The organism is Streptomyces sp. NPDC005820 (assembly GCF_040630255.1).
Taxonomy (GTDB): Bacteria; Actinomycetota; Actinomycetes; order Streptomycetales; family Streptomycetaceae; genus Streptomyces.
The window spans coordinates 89,109-110,406 of the sequence record NZ_JBEXXE010000008.1; the positions used below are offsets into that span (position 1 = coordinate 89,109).

21 protein-coding genes are annotated in these 21,298 nt (G+C 71.1%); 11 read left to right on the forward strand and 10 right to left on the reverse strand.

From position 1 onward, the window contains the following. The first annotated feature begins 381 nt into the window (after positions 1-381). Together ABZ464_RS11970 and ABZ464_RS11975 are read left to right on the forward strand one after the other, a co-directional pair. Complete coding sequence (locus tag ABZ464_RS11970) at positions 382-741, forward strand: hypothetical protein (RefSeq protein ID WP_359274609.1); 360 nt, start codon at positions 382-384, stop codon at positions 739-741. A gap of 1 nt (position 742) precedes the next feature. Next, entirely contained in the window at positions 743-1,159 is a 417-nt protein-coding gene (locus tag ABZ464_RS11975; RefSeq protein ID WP_359274612.1) for a hypothetical protein, read from the forward strand. On the opposite strand, the gene ABZ464_RS11980 is transcribed toward ABZ464_RS11975, so the two are convergent. The 3 genes from ABZ464_RS11980 to ABZ464_RS11990 all read right to left on the reverse strand — a co-directional run bounded on the left by ABZ464_RS11980 (position 1,149) and on the right by ABZ464_RS11990 (position 3,453). Beyond that, entirely contained in the window at positions 1,149-1,646 is a 498-nt protein-coding gene (locus ABZ464_RS11980) for a GNAT family N-acetyltransferase (RefSeq protein WP_359275018.1), read from the reverse strand. The genes ABZ464_RS11975 and ABZ464_RS11980 overlap by 11 nt on opposite strands. Positions 1,647-1,691: 45 nt before the next feature. Beyond that, positions 1,692-2,198 carry a sigma-70 family RNA polymerase sigma factor gene (locus ABZ464_RS11985; RefSeq protein ID WP_359274615.1) on the reverse strand — a complete coding sequence of 169 codons (507 nt, stop codon included), beginning with the start codon at positions 2,196-2,198 and terminating at the stop codon, positions 1,692-1,694. 67 nt (positions 2,199-2,265) lie between these two features. Then, the gene (locus tag ABZ464_RS11990) at positions 2,266-3,453 is read right to left on the reverse strand and encodes a glycerophosphodiester phosphodiesterase (protein ID WP_359274618.1); all 1,188 of its coding nucleotides are present in this window, start codon (positions 3,451-3,453) and stop codon (positions 2,266-2,268) included. A gap of 356 nt (positions 3,454-3,809) precedes the next feature. Between ABZ464_RS11990 and ABZ464_RS11995 the strand changes: the two genes are divergently transcribed. Further along, positions 3,810-4,481, forward strand: coding sequence for a lysophospholipid acyltransferase family protein (locus tag ABZ464_RS11995; RefSeq protein ID WP_133913638.1), 672 nt, complete (start codon positions 3,810-3,812; stop codon positions 4,479-4,481). A gap of 86 nt (positions 4,482-4,567) precedes the next feature. Here the strand turns inward: ABZ464_RS11995 and ABZ464_RS12000 are convergent, their stop codons facing one another. The 4 genes from ABZ464_RS12000 to argH all read right to left on the reverse strand — a co-directional run bounded on the left by ABZ464_RS12000 (position 4,568) and on the right by argH (position 9,343). Beyond that, positions 4,568-6,091 carry an MFS transporter gene (locus ABZ464_RS12000; protein WP_359274621.1) on the reverse strand — a complete coding sequence of 508 codons (1,524 nt, stop codon included), beginning with the start codon at positions 6,089-6,091 and terminating at the stop codon, positions 4,568-4,570. Continuing rightward, positions 6,088-6,654, reverse strand: coding sequence for a helix-turn-helix domain-containing protein (locus ABZ464_RS12005; protein WP_359274624.1), 567 nt, complete (start codon positions 6,652-6,654; stop codon positions 6,088-6,090). Before ABZ464_RS12005 ends, ABZ464_RS12000 begins: the two co-directional genes overlap by 4 nt. 89 nt (positions 6,655-6,743) lie before the next feature. After that, a complete protein-coding gene (locus ABZ464_RS12010) occupies positions 6,744-7,715 on the reverse strand; it encodes an aldo/keto reductase (RefSeq protein ID WP_359274627.1) in 972 nt (323 codons plus the stop codon). A 197-nt stretch (positions 7,716-7,912) separates the two neighbouring features. After that, a complete protein-coding gene (gene argH / locus ABZ464_RS12015; protein WP_359274630.1) occupies positions 7,913-9,343 on the reverse strand; it encodes an argininosuccinate lyase in 1,431 nt (476 codons plus the stop codon). A 189-nt stretch (positions 9,344-9,532) separates the two neighbouring features. Between argH and ABZ464_RS12020 the strand changes: the two genes are divergently transcribed. The 3 genes from ABZ464_RS12020 (at position 9,533) to ABZ464_RS12030 (ending at position 12,973) form a co-directional block, all read left to right on the forward strand. Further along, positions 9,533-10,441 carry a hypothetical protein gene (locus tag ABZ464_RS12020; protein WP_359274633.1) on the forward strand — a complete coding sequence of 303 codons (909 nt, stop codon included), beginning with the start codon at positions 9,533-9,535 and terminating at the stop codon, positions 10,439-10,441. A gap of 94 nt (positions 10,442-10,535) precedes the next feature. After that, on the forward strand, positions 10,536-11,120 hold the full coding sequence (locus ABZ464_RS12025; RefSeq protein WP_359274635.1) for a pyridoxamine 5'-phosphate oxidase family protein: 585 nt from the start codon (positions 10,536-10,538) through the stop codon (positions 11,118-11,120). 164 nt (positions 11,121-11,284) lie between these two features. After that, the gene (locus ABZ464_RS12030; protein WP_359274638.1) at positions 11,285-12,973 is read left to right on the forward strand and encodes a heme peroxidase family protein; all 1,689 of its coding nucleotides are present in this window, start codon (positions 11,285-11,287) and stop codon (positions 12,971-12,973) included. A gap of 58 nt (positions 12,974-13,031) precedes the next feature. Here ABZ464_RS12030 and ABZ464_RS12035 read toward each other — a convergent pair whose 3' ends face one another. Continuing rightward, positions 13,032-14,495 carry a HAMP domain-containing sensor histidine kinase gene (locus ABZ464_RS12035; protein WP_359274641.1) on the reverse strand — a complete coding sequence of 488 codons (1,464 nt, stop codon included), beginning with the start codon at positions 14,493-14,495 and terminating at the stop codon, positions 13,032-13,034. Further along, positions 14,492-15,232: a response regulator transcription factor gene (locus tag ABZ464_RS12040; protein ID WP_359274643.1), complete on the reverse strand. Its 741-nt coding sequence runs from the start codon at positions 15,230-15,232 to the stop codon at positions 14,492-14,494. The genes ABZ464_RS12035 and ABZ464_RS12040 overlap by 4 nt, the downstream gene beginning before the upstream one ends. Positions 15,233-15,383: 151 nt before the next feature. Between ABZ464_RS12040 and ABZ464_RS12045 the strand changes: the two genes are divergently transcribed. The 5 genes from ABZ464_RS12045 (at position 15,384) to ABZ464_RS12065 (ending at position 20,632) form a co-directional block, all read left to right on the forward strand. After that, on the forward strand, positions 15,384-16,736 hold the full coding sequence (locus ABZ464_RS12045; protein ID WP_359274646.1) for a ferric reductase-like transmembrane domain-containing protein: 1,353 nt from the start codon (positions 15,384-15,386) through the stop codon (positions 16,734-16,736). A 10-nt stretch (positions 16,737-16,746) separates the two neighbouring features. Beyond that, positions 16,747-17,196 carry an FMN-binding protein gene (locus tag ABZ464_RS12050; RefSeq protein WP_359274649.1) on the forward strand — a complete coding sequence of 150 codons (450 nt, stop codon included), beginning with the start codon at positions 16,747-16,749 and terminating at the stop codon, positions 17,194-17,196. Between the two features lie 70 nt (positions 17,197-17,266). Next, positions 17,267-18,649, forward strand: coding sequence for a ferredoxin reductase family protein (locus tag ABZ464_RS12055; protein WP_359274652.1), 1,383 nt, complete (start codon positions 17,267-17,269; stop codon positions 18,647-18,649). Positions 18,650-18,708: 59 nt separating this feature from the next. Beyond that, positions 18,709-19,836 (forward strand): FMN-binding protein, encoded by a 1,128-nt coding sequence (locus ABZ464_RS12060; RefSeq protein WP_359274655.1) that lies wholly within the window; start codon positions 18,709-18,711, stop codon positions 19,834-19,836. Between the two features lie 55 nt (positions 19,837-19,891). Further along, positions 19,892-20,632: an FAD:protein FMN transferase gene (locus tag ABZ464_RS12065; RefSeq protein ID WP_359275022.1), complete on the forward strand. Its 741-nt coding sequence runs from the start codon at positions 19,892-19,894 to the stop codon at positions 20,630-20,632. Positions 20,633-20,746: 114 nt separating this feature from the next. Here ABZ464_RS12065 and ABZ464_RS12070 read toward each other — a convergent pair whose 3' ends face one another. Continuing rightward, positions 20,747-21,292, reverse strand: coding sequence for an arginine repressor (locus ABZ464_RS12070; RefSeq protein WP_359274658.1), 546 nt, complete (start codon positions 21,290-21,292; stop codon positions 20,747-20,749). Between the last annotated feature and the right edge of the window lie 6 nt (positions 21,293-21,298).

Here is a 21,298-nt window from a genome sequence, read left to right on the forward strand (position 1 = left end):
GTCACTGTCGAGTGCGCGGGCGTGGGTGTGCCCGGGCGCACGGGTGCGTTCGTTCAGGACGCGGCACGTCTGCGGCCGGGGATTCCCCGGGAGGGCAGGTGCGCGGAGCGGAGGCTCGGGGTGGTGCGGGTGCCCGCTAGCAGGCGCACATTCGACACATACGACACATACAGCGCACGCCGGGCGTCAGGATCGCCTCGGTCGCAAGGGTGCGGCTGCTCGTCGTGGTCATGTGCATCAGTAAAGCAGATGTACGGTACTGACAAAGAAACGCCTGTCCGTATGCTGGACAAGCATGGACAGGCGTGGACGGGCGTGGACGGCGGTGGAGAGCACGGGGGCGGACGCGTGGTGTCGATTACGGCGTAATAGGGTCACCGCATGCTTGATGTCCTGACCCTGGTGACCGGCGTCGCCGCGCTGCTGCTCGCCGCCTGGTGCGGCTGGGCGGCCCATCGTGACCAGCCGACGAAGGACTGGCACTTCATGGGGATGGCCGTGGTCTCGGTGCTGGCGCTGATGCAGCTGGTGATCGGGATCGTGCTGCTGGCGTGGGGCCAGAAGCCGGTGCAGGGCACGACGATCTTCGTGGCGTATCTGCTGGGCGCGTTCGCGTGCGTGCCGGCGGCGGGGCTCATGTCGCTGTCCGAGCGGACGCGGTGGGGGTCGGTGACGGTCGCCGCGTCGGCCGTCGTGCTGGCGGTGCTGGAAGTGCGGCTCTACGACATCTGGGGAGGCTGAGATGACGGCCGTTCAGGAGAAGCCGGCCCGGCTGATCAGCGGGCCCGGCCTGGTGCTGGTGTGGTTCTACGGCGTGATGGTCGTCGGGGCGGTGTCGCGGTCGGTGTACCAGATCGCCACGGAGTTCGACCGGGCGCCGCTGTCGTACACCCTGTCCGCCGTCGCGGGTGTGGTGTACGCGTTCATCACGTACTCGCTGGTGCGGGGCGGCGAGACGGCGCGGCGGGCGGCCCGGCTGTGCTGCGCCGCCGAACTCGCGGGCGTGCTGATCGTGGGGACGTGGACGCTGGTCGAGCCCGGGGCGTTCCCCGACTCGACCGTGTGGTCCGACTTCGGCCTGGGATATGTGTTCATTCCCGTGCTGCTGCCGCTGTCCGCCCTGTACTGGTTGCGGAAGTCCCCTACGGCTAAGCCGTAGCCGCGTACTCCCCCGCCGCCTTCTCCAGGACGATCATCGGGACGCCGTCCGTGCCCTCGGCCGTGCCCACCGTCTCGTAGCCGACCCGGCGGTAGAGGCGGAGGTTGCCCTCGCTGCGGTGGCCCGTGTGGAGGCGGAACTTCTTGGCGCCGCGCTCCTCGGCGAGGGCCGCTTCGGCGGCGCGCAGGAGGCGGGCGCCGATGCCGTGACCCTGGAGGCGGGGGTGGACGCAGAGGCGGCCGATGGAGGCGGCGCCGTCCTCGGTGATGTGACCACGGACCGAACCGACCACCTCGTCGCCGAGCCTGGCCACATAGACGCAGTCGGAGGCGAGTTCCCCCTTGACCGAGTCCAGGGTCTGGACGAGCGGGGCGATGCGGTAGTTGCCGTACAGCGCGGCTTCGCTCTGGAAACACAGGTACTGCAGCACGAAGATCTGCTCGGCATCCTGCTCGGTCGCCACCGAGATGGTCACGCTCATGCCCATGTGCGCACGCCTCCCGCTCACCTGATCGCCTCTGGTCCATCACTCCTATCCCCGCAGTTGGCGGGCCGCAACCTCCGGTGCAAGCAAACGCCTCAGACATCCCAGACATCTGGAACGTTCCGGGCCGATACTCCCCTGTGAGATACCCAACTCACCCGCGATCTCCTGGTAGGTGGGGTCCTCGGGCGAGAGAAACGCCTGGAGGAGACGGGGGCAGCGGCCGGGGAGGCGGCGCACCGCCTCGCGCAGGGCGCGGCGGCGGGCGGCGGCAAGGGCGAGCTGCTCGGGGCCGCGGTCGCGGTCGTCGGCCGGGTCGGTCTCGTACGGCTGCTCGAAGCGGGTCGCGCGCCGGGTGCGGCGGGCCTCCGCGCGCACGGCCCGGCGCAGCCAGACCGGGGGGTCGAGCGGCGGGCCGTCGGTGGCGAGGCGCTCCAGGAGGCGGAGCCAGACCGCCTGTTCCAGGTCTCCCGGTTCGGTGCCGGTGGCGTGCGCCTCGGCGGAGGCCTCCGCGGTGAGCAGGGGGCGCAGGTCGGTGAGCAGGTCGTGCGTCATGTGCCGGACGATGCGGCCGCGCGGGCGGCTGGTTGCCCGCGCGGCCGGATGTCACTCCAACGGGGACTCAGCCGTTGACGAAGTCCTCGCGGGCGAGGACACCGGTGTCGGCGTTGTCGGTGAAGACACCGTCGATGCCGGTCGCGAAGTAGGTGCGGAAGGCGCCGAAGGCGTCGCCGTACGCGTCCGCGTCGGTGCCCTTGCGGAAGTTCGCCGGCAGGAACGGGTTCTCGTTGCGCATCGTGTACGGGTGCAGGATCAGGCCGACCGCGTGGGCGTCCTTCACCAGGGTGGTGGGGGTGGTGAGGTTGCCGCTCGCGTCCTTCGGGATGACCAGGTCGAGGGTGGGGCCGATGCCCCGGGCGTAGCCGGCGATCTCTCTCAGGCCGGTCCGGGTGATCAGGTCGGCGACCGTGCGCGGGTCGCCCGCCTCGACGAAGTCCCAGGGGCGGGTGTTCACGGCGGAGAGCAGGACCACGAGCGGGTTGTCGACCAGCTTGTTCAGGCGCTGGATGCTGCTCGGCTCGAAGGACTGCAGGATGACCGGCGAGTTCTTCCGGTCCTTGCCGTGCTTGTGCAGCAGCTTGGCGACCCGCTCCTCCAGGCCGAGGCCCAGCTTGCGGAAGTAGGTGGGGTGCTTGGTCTCGGGGTAGATCCAGACCTGCTTGCCGCGCTTGCGGGTCTGCTCGTCCTGCCACCTGAGGACTTCCTCGAAGGTGGGGATCTCCCAGCGGCCGTTGTAGAGCGTGTTGTGCGGGCGGTTGGCCGGGATGCGCTCGACCGCGCGCAGCGTCTTCAGCTCGGCGAGTGTGAAGTCCTCGGTGAACCAGCCGGTGGTGGAGACGCCGTCGAGGACCTTGGTGGTCCTGCGGTCGGCGAACTCCTTGTGGTCGGCGACGTCCGTGGTGCCGCCGATCTCGGGCTCATGACGGCAGACCAGATGGCCGTCCCTGGTGGGGACCAGGTCGCCGGCCTCGACGATGTCCGCGCCCAGGTCGAGGGCGAGCTGGTAGGAGCCGAAGGTGTGCTCGGGGCGGTAGCCGCTGGCGCCGCGGTGACCGATGATCGTCGGCACGGGGAGGCTCTGCAGCCCGCCCCTGGCGGAGTGGCGGGCCTCGGCGGCGCGTGCCGTGCCGTTCAGGCCGAGAACGCTCCCGGTGGCACCGAGCACGGCCGCGCCGAGCAGCGCCCGGCGTCCGGTCGTCCCGCCCGTGGTCTTCCGCTCGTTCGGCTCCCACGCGTCCTGCGATCCCATTGCGGCCCTCCTGCCGTCGGTCCTTCGTGCGGCCCGATCGTAGGGGCGTGGACATGACCGTCGGGAGACGTCGGTCCGAACACGCGGGTGATGATGGATGGCAGGTGCCGGGCGCGAAGGTGACGGGGCGTCGGAATGCCCGGAGCAGGACGGGGAAGGCGTCCGGCAGGAACACGGATACGACGGATACGACGGATACGAGGGTGACGGGCAGGTGAAAATGCCGCCATCCAGGTAAACGTACGTCAACAGTGCGTAAGGCCTGGGTGAACCCGATGTGCGTCACCCCGGGGGCCGCGAGTATCGTCCTCACCTGCACAGACTCATACCGTTTTCCCTTGGCATCGGAGGGCCCGTTGTCCCGCTTCGCGCTCATCAAGGCAGTGCTCGGACCGGTCATGCGCCTGATGTTCCGCCCCCGGGTCGAGGGCGTGGAGCACATCCCGGGCGACGGCCCGGTCATCCTGGCCGGCAACCACCTGACCTTCATCGACTCGATGATCCTGCCGCTCGTGTGCGACCGGCAGGTCTTCTTCATCGGCAAGGACGAGTACGTCACCGGCAAGAGCCTCAAGGGCCGGCTGATGGCCTGGTTCTTCACCGGCGTCGGCATGATCCCGGTGGACCGGGACGGCGGCCGCGGGGGTGTGGCCGCGCTCATGACCGGGCGGCGGGTACTGGAGGAGGGGAAGGTCTTCGGGATCTACCCCGAGGGGACCCGCTCCCCCGACGGCCGGCTGTACCGGGGGCGCACCGGTATCGCGCGGCTGACGCTGATGACCGGGGCGCCCGTCGTTCCGTTCGCGATGATCGGCACGGACAAGTTGCAGCCGGGCGGGGCGGGGATGCCGCGGCCCGGGCGGGTCACCGTCCGGTTCGGCGAGGCGATGGAGTTCTCCCGTTATGACGGGATGGACCGGGATCGGTATGTGCTGCGGGCGGTGACCGATTCCGTGATGGCTGAGGTCATGCGGTTGTCGGGGCAGGAGTACGTGGACATGTATGCGACGAAGGCGAAGGCCGCGTAGGGGTTCGCTGTCGGGTGCGGGGGCGTGGGGGGTGCGGGGGCGTGGGGGGTGTTCGCGCAGTTCCCCGCGCCCCTGGCGTGCGACCCTCACCCGGCGTTCTCGAGGCGCTGTTCCTTCAGCAGGAACCAGGCCGCCAGTGCTGTCGCCAGCAGGACCGCCGCGCCCACCCCCGAGGCCACGCTCAGGCCGTTGACGAAGGCCTCTCGGGCTGAGGTGAGCATGGTTTCCGCGTCGGCCGTGGGCATCCTCGTCGCCGCTTCCATCGCGCCGCCCAGGCTCTCGTGCGCCCCCTCCGGGGTTCCCGTCGGGGACGGGAAGTCGCGGTAGACGCCCGTCACGATCGAGCCGAGTACGGCGATGCCGAGGGCCGCGCCGAGTTCGTACGCCGTTTCGGAGACCGCGGAGGCCGCTCCCGCCTGTTCCTTGGGGACCGAGGAGAGGATGACGTCGGCGGTGACCGTGAAGGAGAAGCCGGCGCCGACGCCGACCGCGAGGAGGGCCGCGCCGAGGACCGGGTAGCCGGTCGTCGCGTCGATCAGGGTCAGGGCGGCCAGGGCCAGGCCGATCGCCGCCAGGCCGCCCGAGACCACGGACCGCACCGAGAAGCGGCGGGCCGCGCGGCCGGCGATCAGACCGGCCACCACCGCGCCCACGGCGGCGGGGAGTTCGGCGAGGCCCGCCTCCAAGGGGCGTCTGCCCTGCACCAGTTGCAGGTACTGGGAGAGGAAGAAGACCAGTCCGGACATGCCGAGCACGGTCAGCATGTCGGCCAGGACCGCGCCGCTGAACCCCCGCCTGCGGAACAGGCGCATGTCCAGCAGCGGCCGGGGCAGCGTGAGCTGACGGCGTACGAAGCCGTGCAGCGCGGCCAGGCCGAGGACGGCCACGGCAAGGGATTCCCCGGTCAGGCCGTGGCTCGCGGCCTCCTTCACCGCGTACACGACGGCGATCATGCCGATCAGGGACAGGGCCACGCTGATCAGGTCCCAGGGGCCCGGGTCGGGGTTCTTCGACTCGGGGAGCGTCCTGAGGCCGACCAGGACCAGGACCACCATCACCGGCAGGTTGATCAGGAAGGCCGAGCCCCACCAGAAGTGTTCGAGGAGGAAGCCGCCCACGATGGGGCCGACGGCGGTGCCCGCCGAGGCGGTCGCACCCCAGATGCCGACGGCGAGGCTGCGTTCGCGGGGGTCGTGGAAGAGGTTGCGGATCAACGCGAGGGTGGCGGGCATGAGGGTCGCGCCGGCCACGCCGAGCAGGGCGCGGGCCGCGATCATCAGCTCCGGGGTCGTCGCGTAGGCGTTCAGGACGGAGATCAGGCCGAAGGCCGTGGCGCCGCCGAGCAGGATCCGCTTGCGTCCGATGCGGTCGCCGAGACTGCCCATGGAGACCAGCAGACCGGCGATGACGAAGGAGTAGACGTCACCGATCCACAGCAGCTGGGTGCCGGTGGGGTGGAGATCCTCGCTGATGTACGGGGTCGCGAGGCCGAGGACGGTCGCGTCGACGGCCACCAGCAGCACGGCGAGGACGAGGACGGAGAGCGCGAGCCAGCGGTCCGGGCGCTTCACCGCCTCGCTCGTGGTCGCCGGCCGCAGGGTGCTGGTCATGATTCCTCTCTCGGTTGTGCGGGATGTCGGAGCGCGCCGCCGAGCAGCAGCCCCGCGACCATGGGGCGGAAATCCCTGGGGGCGCCCTTGCCGGACTGCACCAGCCAGGCGCCGGAGGCCAGCAGGCCGTACAGCGCCTCGGTGAGCCAGGCGGGCGTGAGGTCGATACGGAACTCGCCGGCGAGCTGTCCGCGCCGGAACAGCGCGGAGATGCGGTCGTCGATCCGGGTCCAGCCCTGGTTCTGCTCCTCGCCCTCGAACAGCTGGTTCTCGGTGTAGAGGAAGGCGAGGAGTCCGGCGGCGGGCTCGATCTCGCGCACCAGCCGCTCCACGGCGTCGCTCGCCGGGCCCTCGTCCAGCCGGGCCGCGGTCAGCGCGGTCTCGCACTCCTCGATGCCGAGCGCCTCCAGGGCGCGGACGAGCGCGTCGCGGCCGGCGAAGTGCCGGTGCAGGGTGGCACGGCTGATCCCGGCGGCCTTGGCGACCTCGTCCATGGTCGCGGTGGCTTTGCGGGTCAGCAGGGCGGCGGCGCTGCGGAGTACGTGGTCACGGTCGACGGCCATGAGACAACCATAGACCACATGAGACACCTTTGTCTCATCGTAGGCATGCGTGACTCATTACGGGTGGCAGGTGCGGCCCCGGACGGGGGTCAGTGCCAGGGCAGGGAGGCCCGGTGGTTCCAGTACGTCTGCGGGTCCTCGGCCAGGGCGGCCAGGCGGGACAGCTGATCGTCGTCGAGGTCCACGACGGCCGCGTGGAGGTTGGAGGCGAGCTGGGTGGCGGTCGCCGCGCCGGAGAGGACGACCCCGGCCCACGGTGTGCGCAGGACCAGCGCGAGGGCGACCGCGTCGCAGCCGAGGCCCGTCTCGGCGGCCACGGCCTTCAGGGGCTCCGGGGCGTACGGGTCGGCGAGGCGGCCGTTGGCCATGCCCTCCTTCACGATCACCGTGAGACCGGCGTCATGGGCCTCGGCGAGGGCGGGGGCGGCCGAGGTCTCCAGCGCGTTGTACGTCGACTGGACGGTACGGAAGAGGGGTTCGCCGTCGACCGTGACGGCGAGGGCGGCACGGATCGCGTCCGCCTGGGCGGGGCCGCTGGTGGAGAAGCCGACGGTGACGCCCTGGGCGGCTGCCTGCGCGAGCTTCGCGTGGAGTTCCTTGTCGGTGAGCGCGGGGCTGTCCGGGGTCACCGAGTGGATCTGGTAGAGGTCGAGGCGGTCGCCGAGCAGGTCGGCGGTCTCGGCGCGCTGACGGTCGTACGTCCGGACGCTGTGGTCCTTGACCTCGTGCTTCTCGGCGTCCGTCGACCAGCCGGCCGTGTAGGTGTAGCCCCATTTGCTCCCCACGACGATGTCGTCGACGTCCGGCCTCGCCTTGAGCCAGTCGGCGAGGAACTCCTCGCTGCGGCCGTAGGAGCGGGCGGCGTCGAAGTAGCGGACGCCTTGGGCGTAGGCGGCGTCGAGGAGGTCGTGGGTGCGGGTGCGGAGGGCCTCCACGGTGCGGTTCTCGCCGAGGTCCTGGTCCCGGCCGAGGTTGATGTAGCCGGGGCGGCCGACTGCGGCGAGGCCCAGTCCGATGTGGCAGGTGGGGGTTGTCGCTGTGGCCAGTCGGGCGAAGGGCATCGCGGGCTCCGTTCGGTCGGGTCCGGTACGGCTCCTGACCAACCTAGCCTGCGATGACCTTCGCCTCAGGGCTCGGCGTGTTCGGTTGTTCGGCGGGTGCGGGTGCGTTGTGGCTTGTCGCGCCCACGCGGCGGAGCCGCAAATCGATACAGCCCCGCGCCCCCAGAGGGCCTGCGGCCCTCGGGGGCGACGCATGCCTACTTGTTCTTCGCCGTCGCCCACTCGTGCTGGGCCGCCACGTCCGTCTTCACCTCTGCCAGCTGGATCGCCACCGCGCTCGGGGCCGTGCCGCCTCGGCCGTTGCGGGAGGCCAGGGCGCCGGGGACGTTGAGGACCGTGCGGACCTCGGGGGTGAGGTGGGCGGAGATCTTCGCGAACTGGTCGTCCGTCAGTTCGTCCAGCTCCTTGTTCTCGGCCTCGGCCGCCTTGACGCACTCGCCGGCGACCTCGTGGGCGACCCGGAAGGGGACGCCCTGCTTGACCAGCCACTCGGCGATGTCGGTGGCGAGGGAGAAGCCGGCCGGGGCCAGTTCCTCCATGCGCTCGCGGTGGACGGTGAGGGTGGCCATCATGCCGGTGAACGCGGGGAGCAGGACCTCCAGCTGGTCACAGGAGTCGAAGACCGGCTCCTTGTCCTCCTGGAGGTCGCGGTTGTAGGCGAGGGGCAGGGCCTTCAGGGTGGCCATGAGACCGGTGAGGTTGCCGATCAGACGGCCCGACTTGCCTCGCGCCAGCTCCGCGATGTCCGGGTTCTTCTTCTGGGGCATGATCGACGAGCCCGTCGAGAACGCGTCGTGCAGGGTCACGAAGGAGAACTCCTTCGTGTTCCAGATGATGACCTCCTCGGCGATCCGGGAGAGGTTCACGCCGATCATCGCCGTGATGAAGGCGAACTCCGCCACGAAGTCACGGGAGGCCGTGCCGTCGATGGAGTTGCCGACGCTGCCGCGCTCGAAGCCGAGGTCCGCCGCGACCGCCTCCGGGTCCAGACCGAGGGAGGAGCCGGCGAGGGCGCCGGAGCCGTACGGGGAGACGGCGGTGCGGTCGTCCCACTGGCGCAGGCGTTCGGCGTCCCGGGACAGGGACTGGACGTGGGCGAGGACGTGGTGGGCGAAGAGGACCGGCTGGGCGTGCTGGAGGTGGGTGCGGCCGGGCATCGCCACGTCCGGGTGGGCCTCCGCGAGGCCGATCAGGGCGTCCTGGAGGTCGGCGATCAGGCCGCCGATGATCCGGGCGTGGTCCCGGAGGTACATCCGGAAGAGGGTGGCGACCTGGTCGTTGCGGGAGCGGCCGGCGCGCAGCTTGCCGCCGAGGTCGGGGCCGAGGCGCTCCAGGAGGCCGCGCTCCAGGGCGGTGTGCACGTCCTCGTCGGCGATGGTGCCGACGAAGGTGCCGGCGGCGACGTCCGCCTCCAGCTGGTCGAGGCCCGCGATCATGCGGGTCAGCTCGTCCTCGGTGAGCAGGTTCGCCTTGTGCAGCACGCGCGCGTGGGCACGCGAACCGGCGATGTCGTAGGGCGCGAGTCGCCAGTCGAAGTGGACGGACGCGGACAGCTTGGCCAGGGCCTCGGCGGGACCGTCGGCGAACCGGCCGCCCCAGAGCCGGACGTCACCGCTGTTGCTGCTCACTGCGTTGCTCCTCACCGCTGCACTCCAGGTCATGCATGAGTATGCAGTGCATTGCATGATTCGTCAATTTTGGAAAGATCCAAAGACTTTTGAAGTCACCTTGAACAACCGCAACCGCTTACCCGTACTCACCCCTGAACGCTGGCGCCGCGTTTGTAAACCCACTCCTGACCCAAGTGAGGCATCCGCATGTCCAGGGCTCTCCCCAAGTACAACAAGCGTCGCGTGGCGATCATCGGCGGCGCCGCCGCTCTGGCCCTGACCGGTGCGGTGGTCGTGAACCAGGCCCTCGCCGGCGAGTCGTCCAAGGACAGCACCACGAACGCCAATACGCTCGCCGCCGCCGGACCCGGCACCATCACCTGCCCCGATGTCGCCTCGCAGCTCCCCGACATCCCGGCCTCCGCCCAGGCCGAGATCGACCGCAACCTCGCGCTGCTCCAGACGCAGATCGACGAGGCCAACAAGCGTCTGGTCGACACCGTCGGCCAGGGCGGCCCCAACTTCGTGCAGAACGCGATCCTCGGCCCGCTGGAGGACAAGCGGATCGCCACCGTCAACCGCATGGCCACCGCCATCGGCCGCACCGCCGACAAGCCCCAGGGCCTCGAGGCCCTCGCACCCTGCACCCTCAACGCGGACGGCGTGGCCGCCGGTGACGACGCCGCCGCAGGCGACGACGCGGCGGGCGCGGGCGACGAGGCCGAGGCCACGCCCGGCGCGGCCGAGACCGCCGCCGAGGGCGCCGGGGACACCGGCAACGCGGGCGACGCGGCCGAGGACAACGGCGCCGACGCGAGCGGTGTCGGCACCATCACCTGCCCGGACGTCGCCTCGCAGCTCCCGGCGATCCCCGCCCGCGCGCAGGCCGAGGTCGACCGCAACCTGGCCCTGCTCCAGACGCAGATCGACGAGGCCAACAAGCGTCTGGTCGACACCGTCGGCCAGGGCGGCCCGAACTTCGTGCAGAACGCGATCCTCGGCCCGCTGAAGGACAAGCGCGTCTCCACGATCGACCGCATCGCCATCTCCATCGGCCGGGCCGGCACCAAGCCGCAGGGCCTGGAGGCCCTGGCCGCCTGCACGTTGAACCAGTGACGTGACAGGCGCGGTGGCCGCCCCGAGGAAGCGCCGGCCGGGGCGGCCGCTGCGGCATGTACACACGCAACGCTTTCCCGAATAATCGTTAGGCATGGGAAAGACTTACGAGCGCATCGACGGCAGGCTCCGTACGTTCATCGAGGAGCAGCCCGTCTTCTTCACGGCGACCGCTCCGCTGTCCGGCGACGGCACGGTCAATCTCTCCCCCAAGGGCCTCAAGGGCTCCTTCGCGGTGCTGGACGAACTCACCGTGGCCTACCTGGACTTCGCCGGCTCCAACGCGGAGACCATCGCGCATCTGCGGGAGAACGGGCGGATCACCCTGATGTGGTGCGCGTTCCAGGGGCCGCCGAACATCGTGCGGGTGCACGGGCGGGGCGAGCCGGTGTTCCGGGACGACGCCCGCTTCAAGGAACTCCTGCGCCGCTTCCCCGGCATCGACCCGGCGCCGCACGGACTGCGGGCGATCATCGTCGTCCATGCCGAGCTGGTCCGGGACACCTGCGGATACGCGGTGCCCTTCATGGCGTACGAGGAGGACCGGGATCTGCACGGGAAGCGGTTCGCGCGGGAGGACGACGTCTCGCTGGACGCCTACTTCGGCAAGAAGGAGCACATCGCGAGCAGTATCGACGGCCTTCCCGGGCTGCCGCTGCCCCTGCCGCCGACCCCGTGAGCAGGGCCCGGACACATCAACTCCTGTCCGGTTTACGCGCTTTGACTGATTGTACAGAAATAATCAATCATCAGATGATGTGACGGAATTCTCCCTTCCGGGGCTCTTGTCGCCTAGCGTGGCCTCCATCCACCCGCGCGACCTCGGGAACACATGGGGGAATCATGTTCCGACCCGCACGCGAACCACAGAGCAAACGTCACGTCAGGTCCTCGTACTACGTCGTCGGCGAGGGTGTCCTCGCCGACTCCCGGGACGAGCAGCCCGCCGAGCCGCTGGCCGCCTCGACCGTCGAGGCCCTCCGCAAGTTCCAGTTCTCCCGGCTGGGCCCGCAGGCCAAGCCGGAGCGGCAGCTGGACCGGGCCGCCCGTACGGAGCTGGCCCAGGCGATGACCGACACCACCCGGACCCAGCCCGACTCGGCCAATCCGAAGGTGCCCGCCGGCTTCACCTACCTCGGCCAGTTCGTGGACCACGACCTCACCCTGGACGCCACCGCGGCACAGCTCGAGGACGACATCACGGTCCGCCAGCTCCTCCAGGGCCGCTCGCCCGCCCTCGACCTCGACTCGCTGTACGGCCTGGGCCCGGACCACCGCTTCGACGGACGGTTCTACGACCCCGACGGCATCCACCTCAAGACGGGCACCACCCAGGGCATCCCCGGCGCCACCGACATCACCGGGCAGCCGCTCGCCGGCTTCGACCTGCCCCGGGTGGGCATCGGCTCGCTGAAGTCCGAGCGGCGCCGGCCGCTGATCCCCGACCCGCGCAACGACGAGAACCTCGCGGTCGCCCAGATCCACTGCGCCTTCATCCGGTTCCACAACCGGCTGGCCACCGAGCTCGCCGACAAGGGCGTCTCCAGCGCGGTGCTCTTCGAGTCGGCGCGCGAGGCCGTCGTCAAGCACTACCAGTGGATGCTGCGCACCGACTTCCTGCCCAGGATCGTCGACGAGACGATCGTCAAGGACGTCTTCACCAAGGGCCGCAAGGTGGTCGACCCCTCGCCCGGCGAGCACGACTTCCCGACCATGCCCATCGAGTTCTCGGTGGCCGCGTACCGGCTCGGGCACAGCATGGTGCGCGGCGCCTACAACTGGAACCGCGTCTTCGACAACGGCCGGGGCACCCTGGCGCTGCTGTTCCAGTTCACCGGCACCAGCGGCATCCTGTCCCCGCCGCCGGACAGCCCGGACGACCCCGAGGCCGGTGCCTTCGAGCGGCTGCCCAGCAACTGGATCGCCGATCTGCGCAGGCTGTTCGACTTCCGTGAGGCCGGCCGCGACGACCTCGGGGTGACGGACGCGCAGGCCAATGTCGCCAAGCGCATCGACACCCTGCTGGTCAACCCGCTGGCCAAGCTGCCGCTCGGCTCCTTCGGCGGACGCGGGACGAAGCCCGACGACATCGAGCGCAACCTCGCCTTCCGCAACCTGACCCGGAGCACCATGCTGCGGCTCGCCTCGGGGCAGCAGATGGCCAAGCACCTCATGGCCAAGGGAGTCGGGGTCAAGCCGCTGAACGCGTCCGACTTCGAGAACCGGGACGGGGCGCAGCTGAGCGAGGCGCTGCGCAAGCGGGTGGTCGCCGACTGTCCGCTGTGGTTCTACATCCTGCGGGAGGCCGAGGTGAACGGGGGTGGCCGGCTGACCGGGGTCGGGGGGCGGATCGTGGCCGAGACGTTCCATCGGGCGATGGAGGGGAGTCGGTACTCGATCGTGCGGGATCCGTTCTGGCGGCCGTTCCTGAGTCCGGTGGACGCGCGGCGGGATGCGGGTGTTTTCCAGATGACGGACCTGTTGTTGTACGCGTTCGAAGGGAAGGGTGAGCTGCTCAACCCGTTGGGGTGAGGCGGGTCGTCGTGCGGGTGCGGGCCGTCTGTGGTTGATCGCGCGGTTCCCCGCGCCCCTATGTCGGACCGCTCATCCCGATCTCAACAGTGAACGTGGTCGAGCCCGGGGTGCTGGTCGAGGTGACCGTTCCTCCATGGGCCTCCACCACCGCCGACACGATCGACAGGCCCAGGCCTGTGCCCGTCTTCGTGCGGCGGTGGTCGGCTCTGGTGAAGCGGTCGAAGATCCTCGGCTGGAGGTCCTCGGGGATGCCGGGGCCGTTGTCGTGGACCTGGAGGCGGGCCGCTGCGGGGTCCGTCTCCAGGGTGACGGTGACCTGGGTGCCCTCGGGGGTGTGCAGGCGCGCGTTGGCCAGGAGGTTGGCGAGGACCTGGTGGAGGCGGTGGGCGTCGCCGGTGACGGTGACCGGCTCCTCCGGGAGGTCGAGGGTCCAGCGGTGGCCGGGGCCCGCCGCCCGGGCGTCGGTCACCGCGTCGAGGACCAGCCGGGTGAGGTCCACGGGGCGGCGTTCCAGGGGGCGGCCGGCGTCGAGGCGGGCCAGCAGGAGCAGGTCGTCGACCGTCTCGCCCATGCGGGAGGACTCGGCCGCGATGCGTTCCAGGGCCCGGGTCACCTCCGGGGGGACCGGGCCGGGGTGGAGCAGGGCCAGTTCGGCGTGGCCGCGGACCGAGGCGACCGGGGTGCGCAGTTCGTGGCTGGCGTCGGCGGCGAAGCTGCGCAGCCTCTCCTCGCTGGCATGGCGTTTGGTGAGGGCGTCCTCGACATGGCCCAGCATGCGGTTGAAGGCCTCGGCCATCTGGCCGACCTCATTGCGGGGGTCCGGCTCGGGGGCCCGTGGGGGCAGGGCCACCTCGCCGGAGGCCAGCGGTAGTTCGCTGACCCTGGTGGCCGTCGCCGCGACCCGGCTCAGCGGGCGGAGCGACCAGCGCACCCAGAGCGCTCCGGCGACGCCGGCGAGGGCCAGGGTCACACCGAAGACGATCCCCGCGACCAGTTCGAGGCGGTGGACCGTCGACTCCACGGGCTCCAGCGGGAGGCCGGTGATCAGTACGTCCCCGTCCAGGCCCTCGGTCGCCCGGACCCGGTACTCGTCGAGGGCGGAGAGGTGGAGGGTGTGGGCCCGGCCGTCGACGGGGACGGCGGTGAGGGCGTGCCGGTCGGCGGCGGTCAGGGCGACCGTGAGGTCGGTGGTCTCGGCGCCGGAGGAGGGGACCACGGCCGCGTTGGTGACGGTCCCGTCCAGGAGCCGGGCGCCCAGGGTGCCGGCCGACTGGCGGCGGGTGTCGCCGTGCTCGTCGCCGTCCCGGTCGTCGTGGTCGTCGGGCAGCCGGCCGCCGTGTTCCAGGCTGGCCGGGAAACGGTTGCCGACCTCGGCGAGCTGTTCGTCGAGGCGGCCGGTGAGGAAGCCGTTCAGCCCCACGACCGCGGCCACGCCGACCGTCGCACAGCCGAGGGCCAGCAGGACCACCAGACCTGCGGTGAGGCGGGCGCGCAGGGTGCGGGGCAGCAGGCGCCTCATGACACCGCCGGTTTCAGCACGTATCCGGCCCCGCGCACCGTGTGGATCATCGGCTCACGGCCCGCGTCGACCTTCTTGCGCAGGTAGGAGATGTACAGCTCGACGACATGGGCGCGGCCGCCGAAGTCGTACGACCACACCCGGTCGAGGATCTGGGTCTTGCTGAGCACCCGGCGCGGGTTGCGCATCAGGAAGCGGAGGAGTTCGAACTCGGTCGGGGAGAGTTCGATCAGCTCGCCGGCGCGGGTCACCTCGCGGGCCTCCTCGTCCATGACCAGGTCGCCCACGATCAGCCGCGGGCCCTCCTCCTGCTGGCGGGCCATGCCGGCGCGGCGCAGCAGTCCGCGCAGCCGGGCGACGACCTCCTCCAGGCTGAAGGGTTTGGTGACGTAGTCGTCGCCGCCCGCCGTGATGCCGGCGATCCGGTCCTCCACCGCGTCCCGCGCGGTGAGGAACAGGACGCAGACATCCGGTTTCACCGTGTGCAGGGAGCGCAGCACGGCGAAGCCGTCGGTGTCGGGGAGCATCACGTCCAGCACGACCGCGTCGGGCATCAGCTCCCGGGCCGCCGCGAGGGCCGAGGCGCCGTCGCCCGCCGTGCGGATCTGCCAGCCCTCGTAGCGCAGGGCGCCGGAGAGCACCTCGGCGAGGTCGGGGTCGTCGTCGACGACGAGGACGCGCAGCGGGGTGCCGTCGGGGCGGGTGAGGGCGGGGCGGCCGGAGCGGGTGGTGTTCATGGCTGCTTCCAGCATCGCCCCTGGCCGGTCGGAACGGACTCTGCGGATGCTCTGAGTTCTCTCTGAGTCCGCCGTGCGGGGCGGCCGCTCAGAGCGGTCTCAGAGGTTCGCCGCGCACAGTGGGCTCCCCGACCGGCGAAAGGACCTCCTCATGACCACCGTGTACGAGCGGCGGGCGGCACCCCCGGTGGCGCCGGCGGCCCGGCGCTCCCCCGCGGGCGGGCTGCTCGCCGTGCTCTGGGCGGGGGCCGCGGCCGTGCTCGCCCTGTGGTGGTCCGGCACCGGCTCGGTCGTCGGGGCGGCGGGCTGGCTGACCGGGGCCGGGCGGATCGCCGGGCTGCTGTGCGGGTACGCCTGCGCGGTGGTCGTCGGCCTGATGGCGCGGGTGCCGCTGCTGGAGCGGCGGATCGGCTCCGACCGGGTGGCGCGCTGGCACGCGATGGCGGGCCGCTACACGGTCTGTCTGCTGGTGGCGCACCTCGTGCTGATCCTCGCCGGGTACGCGGCCCAGGACCGCCGGTCGATCGTCGACGAGACGCTGACGGTGGTCCTCGACTACCCCGAGATGCTGAAGGCGACCGCCGGCACGGTGATCCTCCTCGCGGTCGGGGTGACCTCGGTGCGCGCCGTGCGCCGCCGCACCGGTTACGAGTTCTGGTACTACGTCCACCTCCTCACCTACGCGGCCGTCTTCCTCGCCTTCGGCCATCAGCTCGCCCTCGGCAACGACCTCAACGGCCGGCCGGTGGCCACGGCCGCCTGGTACGCGCTGTACCTCGGGGCGGCGGGGCTGGTGCTGTGGTTCCGGGTCCTGGTCCCCGTACGGCTGAACCTGCGGCACCGGCTGCGGGTGGAGTCCGTGCAGCGCGAGGCTCCCGGGGTGTACTCCGTCGTCGTACGGGGGCGGCGGTTGGACGAACTCGGCGCGGTGGCCGGGCAGTTCCTGCGGTGGAGGTTCCTCGGGGCGGGGCTGGGGTGGACCTCGACGCCGTACTCGCTGTCGGCGCCGCCCCGGCCGGAGCTGCTGCGGATCACGGTCAAGGCGCTCGGCGGGCACAGCGCGCGTGTGGCGCTGCTGCGGCCCGGTACGCGCGTGTGGGCCGAGGGGCCGTACGGCGCGATGACCGCCGACCGGCGCACCGCACCGAAGTCGCTGCTGATCGGGGCGGGTGTGGGCATCACCCCGCTGCGGGCGCTGTTCGAGACGCTGCCCGGGGAGGTGACCGTGCTGTACCGGGCGCGGTCGGCCGAGGACCTGGCGCTGGGCGCGGAGCTGGAGGCGGTGGCGCGCTGGCGGGGGTCGAGGGTGCTGTATGCGCTGAACGGGCCGGAGGGGCAGCGCCCGAGCCTGGGCAGCGAGTCGCTGAGGGCGGCGGTGCCCGATCTGGCCGGGCACGACGTGTACCTCTGCGGGCCGCACGGTTTCGCCCGGGAGGTGTACGAGGCCCTGCGCGCCGCCGGGGTGCCGGACCGGCGGATCCACCACGAGTCGTTCGAGCTGTGAGGTCGTAGCAGTGCATCCCCTGAAGAAGAACCGCCCCCTGCGCCGGATCATGCTGGCGAGCGCCGCCACCGTCTCCGGAGTGGTGATGCTGCTGGCGCTCAAGCCGCACACGGCCCCCGAGTTGGCCGTGGCGTCCCCGGCCCCCTCGTCCACCAGCAGTGCGAGCGCCGGCTCGGGCAAGGGCGGTACGACCGTCACCGGGGACTCCGTGCAGACCCGCTGGGGCCCGGTCCAGGTCCGCGTCACCGTGCAGAACGGGAAGATCACGGACGTGACGGCGGTGACCTACCCCCAGGACAATCCGCGCGACCAGGAGATCAACTCCTACGCCATTCCCCAACTGCGCAGTGAGGCGCTGGCGGCGCAGAGCGCGGACATCGACACCGTCTCGGGAGCGACGTACACGAGTGACGGTTACCGGCAGTCACTCCAGTCCGCGCTGGACTCGGCGGGGCTCTGAACCGCTCTGAACACAAAGCGGTCGAGGCACGTATCTGTGGGCGCCAGGGTCAAGTCCCCACGGAGGAACCGTGACCACCACGATCGCAGGCGGACGCGCCGCCCGCCGCCAGACGATGCGCCGCATCCGCCCGCGCCGATCCCCCGCCGTTCCGTTGCTGCTCGCCGTATGGGCGGGCGCGGCGGGCGTGCTGTGGCTGTGGTGGAGCAATACGCCGAACATCGCGGACAACGACAGCAAGATTCTCAACGCGGGGCGGATCACCGGTCTGCTCGCCGGCTATCTGATGGCGCTCGTCGTGCTCCAGATGGCCCGGGTGCCGGCGCTGGAGCGCCGGGTGGGCTCGGACCGGGTGGCACGCTGGCACGCGATGAGCGGCCGGTACACGCTGTGTCTGACCTTCGCGCACGTGTTCCTCATCATGTGGGGGTACGCGCTGCAGGCCGGCAAGACGCTCGGCGACATCGTCCAGCAGACGACCGACTCCATCAACCAGCTGCCCGACATGGGCAAGGCGGCGATCGGCACCGGTCTGCTGCTGGTCATCGGCCTGGTGTCGATCGGCCCGGTCCGCCGGAAGATGCCGTACGACACCTGGTACCACATCCATCTGATGACGTACGCGGCGGTGTTCCTGACCTTCTGGCACCAGCTCACCACCGGCAACGAGTTCGCCGTCGAGCCCGTCGCCAAGACCGTCTGGTACGGGCTGTACGGCTCCGTCACCGCGCTGGTCGTCTGGTACCGGATCCTCACCCCGATCCGGCTGAACCTGCGGCACCGCATGTACGTCGAGGCGGTCATCGAGGAGACGCCGGGCATCGTGTCCGTCCTGATCGGCGGCCGCAAGCTGCATCGGATCGGCGCGGAGGCGGGCCAGTTCTTCCGGTGGCGGTTCCTCGCGCCGGGGATGCGGTTCAGCTCGCACCCGTACTCGCTGTCGGCGAACCCGCGCCCCGAGCTGCTGCGGATCACGGTCAAGGCGATCGGCGACCACACCGCGGCGCTGCGTGAACTGCGACCCGGCACCAAGGTGTGGGCCGAGGGCCCGTACGGTGCGATGACCGCCTCCCGGCGCAGCCGCGGCAAGGTGCTGCTGGTCGCCGGCGGAGTGGGCATCACGCCGATGCGGACGCTGTTCGAGACGCTGCCGGGCGCGCCCGGTGACATCACGCTCCTCTACCGCGCCAACAGCACCCAGGACCTGGCGCTGTGGGACGAGCTGGCGAAGATCGCCGACGAGCGCGGGGCGCGGCTGATGTACGCGGTCAACAGTCCCGACGGGGAGCGCCCCGACATCTCGGCGGAGTCCCTCCAGCGCAAGATCCCCGACATCGACGACCACGACGTGTTCATGTGCGGGCCGAACGGCTTCGCCCAGGGCGTGTACGAGGCACTGCGCGGCGCCGGGGTCCCGGCCCGCCGTATCCATCACGAGTCGTTCGAGATGTGACCGGCACCACTTCCGGCCCGTGACGTGGCCTTCTACAGGAATCAGGAGCTCAGGAGCAGATGAGGAAGAGCCACCCTCTTCGGCGGGTCGTGCTGGCCAGTGCCGCCACCGTGTCCGGGATCGTGCTGCTGCTGTCGCTGAAGCCGGCGACCGACCCGACGTCCACCCAGGCGGCGGGGGCCGGCGGAACGGCGGCGCAGGAGGCGGCCCAGGGCGGGGCCGGAGCGCCCGTGACGGGCACGATGACCGGTGACGCCGTCAAGACGCAGTACGGCGACGTCCAGGTCCGTATCACCGTCGTCAACAACAAGATCACCAAGGCGGAGGCCGTCAAGGCGCCGTCGGGTGGCACCAGTACCCAGAAGTCCGAGCTGGCGATCCCGAAGCTGAACGCGGACGTCGTCGCCAAGCAGAGTCCGAACATCGACACGGTGTCGGGCGCGACCTACACCAGCGAGGGCTACAAGAAGTCCCTCCAGTCGGCGATCGACAAGGCGAACGCGAGCGCGGGCTCCTCCCAGGGCTCCGGCTCAGGCGCCGTGCAGGCCTCCGGCACCTTCACCGGGGACGCGGCGACGACCCAGTACGGCGACGTCCAGGTGCGGATCACCCTCGCCGACGGCAAGATCACCAAGGCGGAGGCCGTCAAGGCGCCGTCCGGCGGGACCAGCACGCAGAAGACGGAACTCTCCGTCCCCAAGCTGAACCAGGCGGCCGTGGCGGCCGGCAGCGCGGACATCGACAGTGTCTCCGGGGCGACCTACACCAGCGAGGGCTACAAGAAGTCGCTGCAGTCGGCGCTGGACAAGGCGGCGAAGGCGAGCGCGGGTTCGTCGTCGGACTCCGGTTCGGGATCGGGATCGGGCTCCGGGTCCGGCTCTGGCTCCGGGTCCGGCTCGGGTGCGGCTCAGGCCTCCGGTACCTTCACCGGCACGGTGGCGCAGACGCAGTACGGTCCGGTGCAGGTCCGGATCACGGTCGCGGGCGGCAAGATCACCAAGGCGGAGGCGGTGCAGGCGCCCTCGGGCGGGACCAGCACCCAGAAGACCGAGCTCTCCGTCCCCAAGCTCAACCAGGCGGCGGTCGCGAAGTCCAGCGCCGACATCGACACCGTCTCCGGGGCCACCTACACCAGCGAGGGATACAAGAAGTCCCTGCAGTCGGCGCTGGACCAGGCCGGTGACTGACACCGTGGCCGAGTCGGCAGCAGCTCCCGCCGCGGTGCGTCATGCGGAGGAGGTCATGGGGACCGTCTTCTCCTTCGACGTCCGCGGCGGGGAACCCCAGGCGGTGCGCGTGGCGCTCGAGAAGGCGGTGGCCTCGCTGCACCGGGTGAACGAGGTGTTCAGCACCTACCGCGAGGACAGCCAGGTCTCCCGGATGGCGCGCGGTGAGCTGACCGTCGGGGAGTGCGATCCCGAGGTGGCCGAGGTGCTGGAACTGGGCGCCGAGGCGGAGCGGGCGAGCGACGGCTGGTTCAGCATGCGCTACGAGGGCCGGCTCGACCCGACCGGGATCGTCAAGGGCTGGGCCACCGAGCGGGCGGCGCGGCTGATCTCCGGAGTGCCGGGGGTGAGCGGGGTCAGCGTCAACGGCGGCGGGGACGTGCAGTTGCTGGGCGTGCCCGGGCCGGAGCGGCCCTGGCGGGTGGGCGTGTCCGACCCGCTGCGGCCGGGCGGTCTCGCGGCGGTCGTGTCGGCGGCGGGGGCGGACGAGCTGGCCGTCGCGACGTCGGGGACGGCGGAGCGGGGCGCGCATATCGTCGACCCGCGCACAGGGCGGTCCGCGGTGACCGATCTGGTCGCCGTCACGGTGGTCGCCCCCCGCCTGACCTGGGCGGACTGCTGGGCCACGGCTGCCTTCGCGATGGGGTCGCGGGAGGCGCTGACGTGGCTGGAGTCGCTGCCGGACGTGGAGGCCCTGCTGATCACGGCGGGCGACGAGGTGCGCTGCACGGGAGGCCTGGCCCGCCGTCTGGGCTGAGGTGAGGGTGGGCACGCCCACCCGCGCCGGCTCAGCAGGGTTTTTCAGGGGCGCGGGGAACTGCGCGACCAGCCACGAACCACCCGCAGTCGGCCGCCCCCGCAACCACCCCCCTCAGTGGCCGTTCTGAGCCAGCCTCAGCAAGTGATCCGCCAGCGCCTGCCCACCCGTCGGCTCCCTGCTGATGAGCAGCAGCGTGTCGTCGCCGGCGATCGTCCCCAGGATGTCGTGCAGCTCCGCCTGGTCGATCGCCGAGGCGAGGAACTGGGCCGCACCCGGCGGGGTGCGCAGGACCACGAGGTTCGCTGACGCCTCCGCGGAGATCAGCAGCTCCTGGGAGAGCCGCCGCATCCGCTCCTCCTTCGCCGACTCCCCCAACGGCGCCCGAGGGGTCCGGAAACCCCCTTCGCTGGGCACCGCGTAGATGAGATCGCCGTCGGTGTTGCGGATCTTCACCGCGTTCAGCTCGTCCAGGTCCCGCGACAGCGTCGCCTGCGTCACGCTCAGCCCGTCGTCGGCGAGCAGCTTCGCCAACTGGCTCTGCGAGCGCACGGGTTGCCGGTTGAGGATGTCCACGATCCGGCGGTGGCGGGCGGTGCGGGTCTGCGGCACGGCGGGCCCGCCCGCCCCGGCCTGCTCGTGGTCCTGCGCCTGGCTCATCGTCGT